This is a genomic window from Archangium sp. (assembly GCF_036389735.1).
Classification (GTDB): domain Bacteria; phylum Myxococcota; class Myxococcia; order Myxococcales; family Myxococcaceae; genus Archangium.
The window spans coordinates 1-10,989 of record NZ_DASVWK010000808.1; the positions used below are offsets into that span (position 1 = coordinate 1).

Sequence of the window (10,989 nt, forward strand, 5' to 3'; positions counted from 1 at the left end):
ATGCTGCGCGAGCGCAAGCAGAGCCGCATCTGCGCGCACATGCGCCTGGTGCGCCAGGAGGACGGGCTCCCGCTCCACGTCTTCAACACCCACTTGAGCCTGCCCACCCCCTTCGCCCGCGCCTTCTGGGCCACCCGGGACAAGATGGGCAACGGCATCAACCAACTCCACGAGGCGCGCGCGCTCGCCCAACTGGTGCGGCATCAGTCGGCTGGCGAGCCCTTCCTCGTCTGCGGAGACTTCAACTCGCCCCCGGCCTCGCCCGTCTTCCACTACCTGTGTGACGAAGCCCGCTTCTCCTGCGCCCAGGCGGCGGTGGGCCAGATAGACCCGAGCGTCTCCCGCGGCTTCCCCACCGCCGGCTTCATGCACATGCGCATGCACCTGGACCACATCTTCGCCGGAGAGGGCGTGCGCTGGCTGGACCTCGACGAGACGAGCCCCTTTGGCGACCCGCACAGCCGCTTCCACGGCCTGTCGGACCACATGCCCCTCATCGCGCGCTTCCACCTGGAGCCGCCAGCCGCCCGGGCCGAGGCGCTGCCCCCGTCCCAGAGCGAGCCCCCCGCTCCCATCGGGCCATGAGTCAGTGGCTCGAAGCGCCCTCGCGGAAGAGGAATGTCATCTGGCCATTGGGCTCGAGGTAGGCCGCGCGCACCTGCTGGAGATCATCCTTGCCCTTGGCGCGAAGCTGGCTGAGCAGCTCGCGCTGGGAGATGCGCGTCTTGCGCAGGTTGTCGTGCACCAGCTCGCCCTCGCGCACCAGCTCCAGCGGGCGGCCCTCCAGCACCCGCCCCGCGCCGCGGTAGCGGAATGACAGCCACGAGAAGAGCCGGTCCCACGAGCCCAGCGTGACCAGGGCGAGGAAGGCCGTGGTGAGGCTGTTGTCATCACCCACCATGGTCCTGCGCAGGCACACCGTCAGCAGGAAGAGCAGCACCAGGTCGAAGGTGGCATAGCGCCCCAGCTCCTTGCGCCCGAGGAGCCGCAGGACGAGCTGCGCGAACAGGTAGACCACCGAAACGCGGAAGATGACCTCCAGAGGATGCATCTCCGGGGACCAGAGACCGTGCCAGTCGAAGGGCTTCATGCTCGAAAGCTGGCCACGACGATCACCTCGGGCTTACCCCTGCCCCGCTCCTGGCCCAGCGGGCGAGCGACCTACCCTCTCAGCGCCCTCCCCCGCCCCAGCAGCCGGTGGGTCGGGCCCGCCGTACCTAACCTGTAGACTCTGGTATGTCCGGCGACGACTTCAAACGACTGATGGATGCCATGGCGGACCCCCTCGTGGCCTGTGACGGCGACGAGCGCGTCCTGTACATGAATCCGGCCGCCGAACGCCTGCTCGGCTGGAGGACGGCGGAGCTGGCTGGACAATCCTTCCTCCACCTCGTTCCCCCGCGCCTGCGCTCCTTCGAGGGCCACTCCTTCGTGCGCTATCTGCTGGAGCGGCGGCGCGCACTGAGTGGGCGCCCCGTCCGCGTGCCCCTGCTGTGCCGCGGCGGGCCGGAGCTGGAGGTGGAGCTCACGGCGGGCACCCTGGGCGAGGGCCCCGGGGAGCGCATCACCCTGGTGCTGCGGCGCTCGCCCGAGTCCCCCGACTACACCGACGAGCCGCTGGAGCGGGTGTCCTCGATGGACCCTTCCCAAGCAGCGCCCGCCGTTCCCACTGGGGAGCGCGCCTACCGGCTCGTCTTCGAGAACGCCCCCGTGGGCCTCTTCCACTTCGACACCACGCCCACCCTCATCACCTGCAACGACTACTTCGTGCGCATCATCGGCTCGTCCAAGCGCGCCATCATCGGGCTCAACCTGCTCACCCTTCGGGACGAGGCCTTCATGGGCTGCGTGCGGGACGTGCTCGACGGGCGCCACGCGTATTACGAGGGGGACTACCGCTCGGTCACCGCGGACAAGGTCACCCCCATGCGCGCCCACTTCGCGCCCTGCTTCAACGAGGCCGGGGAAGTGGAAGGCGGCGTGGCCATCGTCGAGGACGTCACCGAGCAGCGCCGTGCCGAAACCGAGCGCGATCACCTCTACCGCGAGGCGCAGGAGGCCATCCGCGTGCGCGACGACTTCCTCACCATCGCCTCGCACGAGCTGAAGACGCCCCTCACCCCGCTGTCGCTTCGGCTGGCCAGCCTGGAGCGCCGCCTGGAGCGCAAGGAGCCCGTGGACCCTTCGCTGCTGCGCCATGCGCGCCAGCACCTGGTGCGGCTCACCGCGCTCATCAATGATCTGCTGGATGCCTCGCGCATCGAGGCCGGCCGGCTCGCGCTGCACTTCGAGCCCCTCCGGCTGGACACCCTCATCGAGCGCGTGCTGACGGGCATGGACGCCGAGCGGGGTCACCACCGCATCGACTACGTGCACCCGGAGGAGTCGGTGAGCATCCGCGGGGACGCGTACCGGCTGGAGCATGTCATCGCCAACCTGCTGGAGAACGCCCTCAAGTACAGCCCCGGGGACAGCACCGTGCGCGTGACGCTGGACGTGAACGACGACTTCGCGCTGCTGTCCGTGGCGGACGAGGGCATCGGCATTCCGCGCGACCAGCAGGAGCAGCTCTTCGAGCGCTACTTCCGCGCCCGCAACGTGTCCATCACCTCCTACGGCGGGCTGGGGCTGGGCCTCTACATCAGCCGCGACATCGTGGAGCGCCACGGGGGCCGCATCTGGGTGGAGAGCGAGATGGGCCGGGGCGCCACCTTCTACGTGGCCCTGCCCCTGCTGACCTCCGCCAACCCCACGCCCCCCGGGCCCGAGCGGCCCCACACCGGCCCGTCCCAGCAGGTGCACTGAGCCCGGAAAGAGGACGGGCCCCGCCTCCCGGAGAAGGGAGGGGAGCCCGGCCCCCGGAAGCCCCTGGCGGACGCGTCGCTAGCGGCGGCGACGGCGGGCCAGCGCGAGGAACGTGCCCAGGCCCATCAGCACCAGCGCGGAGTCACCGCCCGTGGCCGAGCAGCCGAAGCCGTCGCCGCGGAAGGAGATGTCCCCGCCCCCATTCCCGGTGTCTTCGTTCCGGACGGTCCAGGTGCGGGTGTCCGGAGTGGCGTCCACGTTGCCCGCCGCGTCCCGGGCGCGCACCTGGAAGGTGTGCTCGCCCTCGGCCAGGTTGGTGAAGGTGACCGGCGAGGTGCACGGGGTGAAGGCGGCGCCGTCCAGGCTGCACTCGTATGTCACGCCCGGCTCGTTCGAGGTGAACTCGAACGTGGCACCGCGCTCCGGGGTGGTGCCCGAGGGGCCAGAGGAGATGGTGGTCTCCGGAGCCTGGGTGTCCTGGACGATGGTGAAGGTGCGGCCAGGGGACACGGGGCTGGTGTTGCCAGCCTCGTCCGTGGAGCGGACCTTCACCTCGTGCGGGCCCACCGTCAGCGGCGTGGTGGGCGTGTAGCTCCAGTTGCCGGACGCATCCGCCTTGACGGTGCCCACCTCCTGGCCGTCGATGATGACGGTGACGGTGCTCCCCGGCTCCGCCGTCCCGGTGATGGCCGGCGTGAGGGTGTCCAGCGTCGCGCCCTCCAGCGGACCGCTCACCACGGGCGCCGTCGGCGCCGTGGTGTCCACACGCCAGGTGTACGTGGCCGGGGTGGGGTCCACGTTCCCAGCCGCGTCCCGCGCGCGCACCTCGAGGGTGTGCGTTCCCTCACCCACGTTGTTGAACGTCACCGGGTCCGAGCACGCGGTGAAGGTGGTCTCCGTGTCCCGCTTGCACTCGAAGGTGACACCCGCCTCGGGCGAACTGAAGTCGAACGTCGCGCTCGTCGAGGAGGTGACGGCCGGCGGACCCGACTCGATGACAGTGTTCGGCGCCGTGGTGTCCACGCGCCAGGTGTACGTGGCCGGGGTGGGGTCCACGTTGCCCGCCGCGTCCCGCGCCCGCACTTCCAAGGTGTGCGTTCCCTCACCCACGTTGTTGAACGTCATCGGGTCCGAGCACGCGGTGAAGGTGGTCTCCGTGTCCCGCTTGCACTCGAAGGTGACGCCCGCCTCGGGCGAGCTGAAGTCGAACGTCGCGCTCGTCAAGGAGGTGACGGCCGGCGGACCCGACTCGATGACAGTGTTCGGCGCCGTGGTGTCCACCGTCCAGTCATAGCGGGCGGGCGTGGGATCCACGTTGCCCGCCGCGTCCACCGCGCGCACGAAGAGGATGTGCGCTCCCTCACCCAGGCCCGTGTACGTCTTCGGGTTGGGGCACGCGGTGAAGTCCGGCTCGGTGTCCAGCTTGCACTGGTACGTCACGGGGCCCGGCTCCGTCCCCACGTAGGAGAACGGGAACGTCGCGCTCGTCGCGTTGGTGGGGCTCGACGGGCCCGAATCGATCTTCGTCTCCGGCGGCGTGAGATCCACGGTGAAGGTGTTGGCCGCGCTCCTGGGGCTCTGCACCGCTTCGACTTCCGTGGCCGCCTGCACCGTGTGGCTTGCCTCGGACAGGTCCACGGTCGGGGTGAAGGAGTAGTTACCGGCGGCGTCGGACGTCGCCCGGCCGGCCTCGACCCCGTCGATGTAGATGATCACCGTGGTACTGGGACGGGCCGTCCCCGTGATGACAGGTCGTCGGTTGTTGGTGAAGCTGCCATTGGCTGGAGTGCTCACCGTGGGCGTCGGCGGTACCACGAAGCCACCCGTCAGGAGGGTGGGAATGCCGTTGCCACCCGCCGTGGCCCCGTAGGTAATGCCGTCGGGCGCAGTGGGGTCCTGCTGGTTGCCGGGCGAGGCACCCGTGAGGTTGAGGCCGCAGGTGCCTCCCGTCGCGGCCTGGAACAACACCCGTCCACCCGCACCGCCGCCACCAGGGCCCACCCGGCCGGTGTTCACCGTGCCACCGACGCCTCCATTGGCGGAGACCGCGCCGCACGCGGCCGTATCGACGAAGCGCAGATAGATGGAACCACCCGCGCCACCGCCACTGCCTCCATCTTCGCTCGAAGAGCCTCCCCCACCCCCTGAGGCTTGGATGCTGCCCGTGCCCGTGAGCTGGTTGGCCCGGATGAAGATGATGCCACCGCCACGCCCACCGGGCGCCCCTGTGAGCTCGGTGCCTTGACCGGCTCCACCTCCACCGCCTGGCGTGAGGTGGTTGAGCAGCGAATAAACGAGCGCCGAGCCCCCCATCCCACCCACGGGCCGGGCCGTGCCGATGGAGCCGTCCGAGCGCCCGCCCATCCCACCGCTCCCGTAATTGCCACCACCTCCACCGCCCGACTTGAGGCAGACGCCGCCTCCACCACCGTTAGCCACGTTGCCACGCCCGGTGTGAGTGGGGCCGTAGCGCACGTTGGCGATGCCCTCACCCTTCTGGGCCCCCCGGGTGGGGGCCTCATCCAGTCCCTCGCAGCCTTTCGCGACGGGCTCCTCCTCGGAAGGGAGGTACGTGCCCCCGCGGAACCCCGTGGCGTTGGCGGTGATCTGCCCGGCGTTGTTCACCGTGCCCGTGGCCAGGAACGCGATGACGCCACCCACGCTCCCGTTCCAGGGCAGCGGGACGATGCGTCCGGTGGAGCTGACGGTGACGGTCGTGTACTCGGGCACCTTGATGACCTGGGTCACGTTCGCCGCATAGGAGTGGACGAGCGGCGCGGTCAGCGTCAGCGTCGACCCCGAGACCGAGGCCAGCCGGGCGAACTCCCAGCGACCCACCGCATCATTGGTGATGTCGAGGGGGCCCGCCGCTCCGGACGCGGGCTCCGGGACGATACCGGTCGTCTGGAGCACCATGACCAGCTCGCCCGCGGAGAAGCAGGAAACCGCGCCGAGGCACGTGCCCACCGGGAGGGACGTGTCCCCCGGGGCCAGCGGTCCCGTCACCTGGGTGTAACTGTTGATGATGTTGCCGGTGGTCGTCACGGTGAGCGCACCGTTGCGCCCGCTGCCCAGCCCGAACGAGTCGGGCTCGGCCCGTGCCACCGTGGAGCCGAGGGCCAGCATGCACAGCATGGCCGCGAGCCACTTCTTCAAGAATGGATTGCTCATGATTCCTTGATTCCTTCGGCTACTTCAGCTCGCGCTCGGCGGTGATGATGATGAACTCCACGCGCCGGTTGGCCGCGCGGCCCTTTTCCGTCTTGTTGGATGCGATGGGCTGGTCGGGACCGAAGCCCTTGGCTTCCAGACGCGACGGCTCCACGCCCTTGCTCACGAGGTAGCCCTTCACGGCCTCGGCCCGCGCCTGCGACAGCTTGCGGTTGGCCTCCGCGTTGCCCCGGTCATCCGTGTGGCCCTCGATGACCATCCGGTCCACCTCGGGGTGCTGCTGGAGGATTTTGGCCACCTGATCCAGCATCTTGAAGGAGCGCGGCTGGATGATGGACTTGCCGGTGGCGAAGAACACCTGCTCCTTGATCTCCAGCTTGCCCTTCTGGATGGCCACCATCTGCTTCTGCTGCGCGGGGCAGCCCGCGTTGGTGGCGAGGCCCTTCTCGGCGGGGCAGTTGTCCAGGTGGTCCGCCACGGTGTCGCCGTCCGTGTCCTTCGCCGGGCAGCCCTTCAGCTCCACGAGGCCCGGCTCGGTGACGCACGCGTCCCGCTCGTCCTCCAGGCCGTCCTTGTCCGAGTCCCTCACCGGGCAACCCTGACGCTCGGCCGGGCCCGCCTCGGTGGGGCACTTGTCCTCGCCGTCCTCCAGGCCGTCCTTGTCCGAGTCCTTCACCGGGCAACCCTGACGCTCGGCCGGACCCGCCTCGGTGGGGCACTTGTCCGCGCCGTCCTCCAGGCCGTCCTTGTCCGAGTCCTTCACCGGGCAACCCTGACGCTCGGCAGGGCCCGCCTCGGTGGGGCACTTGTCCTCGCTGTTCTTCACGCCATCGCCGTCGTCGTCTCGGCGCGAGGCGTCCGGCCTCTCGCCTCCTCCGACGGCCACGCCAAGCAGCAGGCGGAAGGTGGGCGTCCCCGGGGCATCACCAAAGCCGGGGCCCCCGAGCGCATACACCTCGGTCGACCCGCCTACCGGCAGCCGCAGACCGGCCAGCAGCTCCACGGACGTCGGCGCGCGGGTGAGCGGCACGGTGCCGCGCACGTTGAGCTCTCCACGCAGCCCCTCCCCCGTGGTGGCGAGCACCGCGCCCAGGCGCACCTCGTTGCCCAGCTCGTCCTGGATGTTGGCGTCCTCGCTGAGGGCGACCGCGGGCCGCACCAACATGCCCGCCTCCACACCCGCGCGCAACGCGCCGAAGCGCCGGCCCGCCATCACCTTGGGCGACAGGCGGACGATGCGATCGCGCGAGAGCGTATCCGCGCTGCCCAGCGGCAGTCCCGCGCCCAGCTCCAGCGCCAGGTCCAGCGGGGCATCCCGCCGCTGCGAGAGCAGTCCCAGCCGCACGTTCACCGTGGGGGTGGACAGACCCGTGCGGCCCGGAGCGCCAATGCCCTGGGCGGAGAGGTCATCCCCGCGCTGCCAAGCCACCACGGGCAGTTGCACGCCCAGCTCGAGCCAGCGCATCGGGGCCCACGCCGCCAGCAGGTGCGCCGTCACCCGGTCTCCCACCACGGAGCCCAGCCGGTTGCCCTCCCGGTACATCACCAGTGGATCATTCTCGTATTGCCCCGCGAGCGAGAGGCGGAAGCCCCCCTCTTGCAGCAGCTCGCCGGTGCCCATCAGCAGCGAACCCTTGCCGTTGGGGTTCAGCTCCAGACGTTCCAGCTCGAACTCAGGCAGGCCCGTGGGCTGCGCGAGCGCGGTCGAGGCGCACAGCATGGCCGCTACGGCGGACCAGCGTGCGAGTCGCTTCGTGTGGCTCAATGATTTCTCCATGTCGGGGCCCTGCGGGTCGGGCGCATACAGACCGCGCGAAGCCTGGAGTGTCCAGGCATTGTTCAGGGTGGAGGGGAAGCCCGCCTGGACCTTGGGCGACCGCGACGCTCCCCTGCCGTGTCTATCAGTCAACCCGTGACTGTGACGCGGAGTGAGCCTTCAGGGCAAAGAAACGTTGCCGCGTCAGCAGGGGGTGCGCACCCTGGGCACGGATGAGCGCCCTGAAAAGAGTCGGTTGGGGCCTGCTCCTCGGGCTGCTCGGGTGGGTGTCGAACCTGGCCGCCATCGAGGTGTTGCCAGGCGTCCACCTGCTGCTCGGGCCGCTGCTGGTGCTCATCGCCGCTGTCCTGCTCGGACCGGTGGCGGGCGGGCTGGCGGGCGCCGTGTCGGGCGCGAGGACCCTCTGGATGTGGGGGCACCCGTGGGGGTGTCTCAACATGCTGCTGGAGGGGCTCTTCGTGGGCGCGTTGCGTCGGCGCCTCACCCCGCTGGTGGCCGACGGTCTCTATTGGATGTTGAGCCCGCTGTATTTCTTCATCACCTACTACGTCCTGGCCGACATCCCCGCCTCGGCCGTCCTGGTGGCGGGAGTGAAGCAGGCGGTGAACGGGCTGCTGGCGGCGCTCCTGCTTCAGGTGGTGCTGCTCATCCCCGCCGTCCGGCGACGCCTGCGCTCCCTGCTGCCGCTGCCGCTGGCGGACGTGTCCCTGGGGCGCGCGTTCGGCTCGGCGCTCGCGCTGGGCGCCATCATCCCGGTGCTGGTGCTGGGCGGCGCCGAGGGCCGCACGCGCTACACCACCCAGGTGCGGCAGGTGAACGAGGACAACCTGCACGCCGCGCGGGTGGTGGCGAATGAAATCGAAAGCAGCCTCGCGCACTCGCGCCATGGCGTCTCCCAACTGGCCCGCACGCTCGCGTCGGGCCTGTCGCCGGAAGGCACCCTGCCGGGCCGGCACTTCCTCGAGGGCGAGCTGGACGCGCTCGTGTCCTACTCGCCGGAGGTGGTCAACGCCTACGTCGGCAGCCCGGAGGGGGTGGCGCTCGCCTTCTCTCCGCGCACCGACGCGGCGGGCCGTCCGCTGGCGGGCACCGACTTCTCGGACAGGCCCTACGTGCGGGAGGCGCGAGAGGCCCACGAGCCGCTGGTGAGTGATGTCTTCCTCGGGCGGGGCGGCGTGCGGGGGCCGCTGGTGGTGACGGTGGCCCCCATCCGCCGGGAGGAGCAATACGCGGGCTACGTGCTGGCCGCGCTGGACCTGCCGCGGCTGCGCCGGCATGCCCGCGCCCAGGTGGGAGAATCGCAGCGGCGCATCCGCGTCATCGACTCGCGGGGCGGCGTGGTGTTCGACTCGGCCGAGACCGGCGGCGCGCGGATGCGCACCATCCTCGACACGTCCCTCGAGCGGGCGCTGGAGCGGATGCGGAGCGGGGGTACCGGGACATACGAGCTGGAGCAGGACGCGGTGACGCTGGTGCGCGTGGGCACGATGCGCCACTTCGGCATGATGGAGGTGCGGCCGCTGGGCTGGCGGGTGGTGGTGGAGCAACCCGGCACGCGGCTCCAGCGGGACGTGGAGCGGGCCTACTTCGGCCTGCTGGGCACGGTGGGACTGGCCACGGTGGCGGCGGTGCTGCTGGCGCTCGCCTTCTCGCGCACCATCGTCTCGCCGGTGCAGGGGGTGTCGCACGCGGCGGCCCGGCTGGCCTCGGGGGACCGGGCGGCGCGCGCCTGCGAGGTGGCCGAGGACGCCCCGCGCGAGCTGAGCCAGCTGGCGCGGAACTTCGATCGGATGGCGTGGCAGCTCTCCCGGCAGATGGAGGCCATCGAGCGCACCAGTCGGGAGAAGGACGCCTTCCTCTCCATCGCCTCGCACGAGCTGAAGACGCCGCTCACGGCGCTCAAGGCGCAGGTGCAGATATTGCGGCGCAAGGTGGAGGGAGAGTACGGCGAACGGCTGGACAAGGTGAGCCGGCAGGTGGACCGGGTGACGCGCCTGGTGAACCAGCTCCTGGACGCCTCGCAGCTCGGGCTGGAGCAGCTTCCCCTTCAGCGCACGCGCATGGACTTGAGCGAGGTGGTGCGGCGGGTCGGCGAGTCCCTGGTGAGCGCCTCGCCACTGCACACGCTGGAGCTGGAGGCGCGGCCCGTGGTGGGCGAGTTCGACGAGCTGCGCCTGGAGCAGGTGGTTCACAACCTGGTGTCCAACGCCATCAAGTACAGCCCGACGGGTGGCGCCATCGAGGTGTGGACGCGGGTCCTGCCGGGGGGCGAGGGCGAGCTGGTGGTGGCGGACCGGGGCATTGGCCTGCGCGTGGTGGACGAGGAGCAGCTCTTCGGGCGCTTCGAGCGCGGAGACCGTCGCGAGCTGACGGGCATCTCGGGCATCGGCGTGGGGCTGTACGTGTCGCGGGAGATCGTCCGCCGGCACGGAGGGCACATCTCGCTGCGCCCGCGCGAGGGCGGTGGCGCGGTAGCCACGGTGCGGCTGCCATTGGGCAGGGAGCCGGAGCACGACCACCGCGCCCCCCACTCCCACCTGGAGGAGGGCCGGGAGTAGGCGTGCCAACCTCGGGAGCATGCCCGGTGAGCGTCAGCCGAGTACGCCCAACGCGTGCGCCAGCCGCCAGGCCACCACCAGCAGGTGCGCATCCCGCACCGCGTCCAGGTGGCTGACGAGCACCTCCAGCGGTACCCAGCGCAGGCGCGAGTCGCGGGCCGCATCGGCCTCGACCTCCACGGCGAAGGGCCACGCCAGCTCGGGAGTGACACCCGGAGTCGTGTGGTACGAGCCCCCGAGTTCCCAGGTGTGGCGCACCGTGAGGGAGAACTCCTCGCGCAGGCGCTCGGTGATGAAGGCGGGCACCTGACTCGAGTGGGTGAGCGTCCGAGGCAAACGCCACGCCGGCGTCACCGCGAGGTTGGCGCTGCCCGTGAAGTGCTGCACCACCGGCAGCTCCCGGTGCTCGATTCCCACCCGGATGCCGTCGCGCGTGCGCACCACGGGGAGCGCCACCGCGGTGTTGCGGCTGGCCTCGCGAGGCACGAGGTACTCGCGCGGCACGTTCGCCAGCACCTGGCCCTCCGCGTCCCGCTCGGAGAAGCCGCCGGTGCGCAGCTCCAGGTAGCCGGTGGCGCCCTCCTCGTGGGCGGAGAACACCGCACGGCGAGCGGGGGCCAGCGCATCCTCGGCCCACTTCGGCCCACCGGGCTGCTCGGTGAGCTGGATGGAGGCGCC

Annotated in this window: 7 protein-coding genes; 3 read left to right on the forward strand and 4 right to left on the reverse strand. The window is 70.7% G+C overall.

The window, feature by feature from the left end:
- On the forward strand, positions 1 to 585 hold a 585-nt coding region (locus VF794_RS28750; RefSeq protein WP_331115881.1), incomplete at its 5' end, for an endonuclease/exonuclease/phosphatase family protein.
- A 1-nt stretch (position 586) separates the two neighbouring features.
- Here the strand turns inward: VF794_RS28750 and VF794_RS28755 are convergent.
- Positions 587 to 1,090, reverse strand: coding sequence for a DUF421 domain-containing protein (locus tag VF794_RS28755; protein ID WP_331115882.1), 504 nt, complete (start codon positions 1,088 to 1,090; stop codon positions 587 to 589).
- Between the two features lie 146 nt (positions 1,091 to 1,236).
- Here VF794_RS28755 and VF794_RS28760 point away from each other — a divergent pair, with 146 nt between their 5' ends.
- On the forward strand, positions 1,237 to 2,805 hold the full coding sequence (locus VF794_RS28760; RefSeq protein ID WP_331115884.1) for a sensor histidine kinase: 1,569 nt from the start codon (positions 1,237 to 1,239) through the stop codon (positions 2,803 to 2,805).
- 78 nt (positions 2,806 to 2,883) lie between these two features.
- Here the strand turns inward: VF794_RS28760 and agmC are convergent, their stop codons facing one another.
- Together agmC and VF794_RS28770 are read right to left on the reverse strand one after the other, a co-directional pair.
- A complete protein-coding gene (gene agmC, locus VF794_RS28765; RefSeq protein WP_331115886.1) occupies positions 2,884 to 5,976 on the reverse strand; it encodes an adventurous gliding motility protein AgmC in 3,093 nt (1,030 codons plus the stop codon).
- Between the two features lie 19 nt (positions 5,977 to 5,995).
- A complete protein-coding gene (locus VF794_RS28770; RefSeq protein ID WP_414640970.1) occupies positions 5,996 to 7,741 on the reverse strand; it encodes an OmpA family protein in 1,746 nt (581 codons plus the stop codon).
- Positions 7,742 to 7,965: 224 nt separating this feature from the next.
- Here VF794_RS28770 and VF794_RS28775 point away from each other — a divergent pair, with 224 nt between their 5' ends.
- The gene (locus VF794_RS28775; protein ID WP_331115888.1) at positions 7,966 to 10,311 is read left to right on the forward strand and encodes an ATP-binding protein; all 2,346 of its coding nucleotides are present in this window, start codon (positions 7,966 to 7,968) and stop codon (positions 10,309 to 10,311) included.
- Between the two features lie 33 nt (positions 10,312 to 10,344).
- Here VF794_RS28775 and VF794_RS28780 read toward each other — a convergent pair.
- A partial coding sequence (locus tag VF794_RS28780; RefSeq protein ID WP_331115890.1) for a hypothetical protein occupies positions 10,345 to 10,989 on the reverse strand: 645 nt, incomplete at its 5' end.

Bases quoted from the DNA above. Each gene is read 5' to 3' on its own strand.
- agmC (WP_331115886.1), bottom strand. From the start codon at position 5,976: ATGAGCAATCCATTCTTGAAGAAGTGGCTCGCGGCCATGCTGTGCATG.
- VF794_RS28760 (WP_331115884.1), top strand. From the start codon at position 1,237: ATGTCCGGCGACGACTTCAAACGACTGATGGATGCCATGGCGGACCCC.
- VF794_RS28775 (WP_331115888.1), top strand. From the start codon at position 7,966: ATGAGCGCCCTGAAAAGAGTCGGTTGGGGCCTGCTCCTCGGGCTGCTC.
- VF794_RS28755 (WP_331115882.1), bottom strand. From the start codon at position 1,090: ATGAAGCCCTTCGACTGGCACGGTCTCTGGTCCCCGGAGATGCATCCT.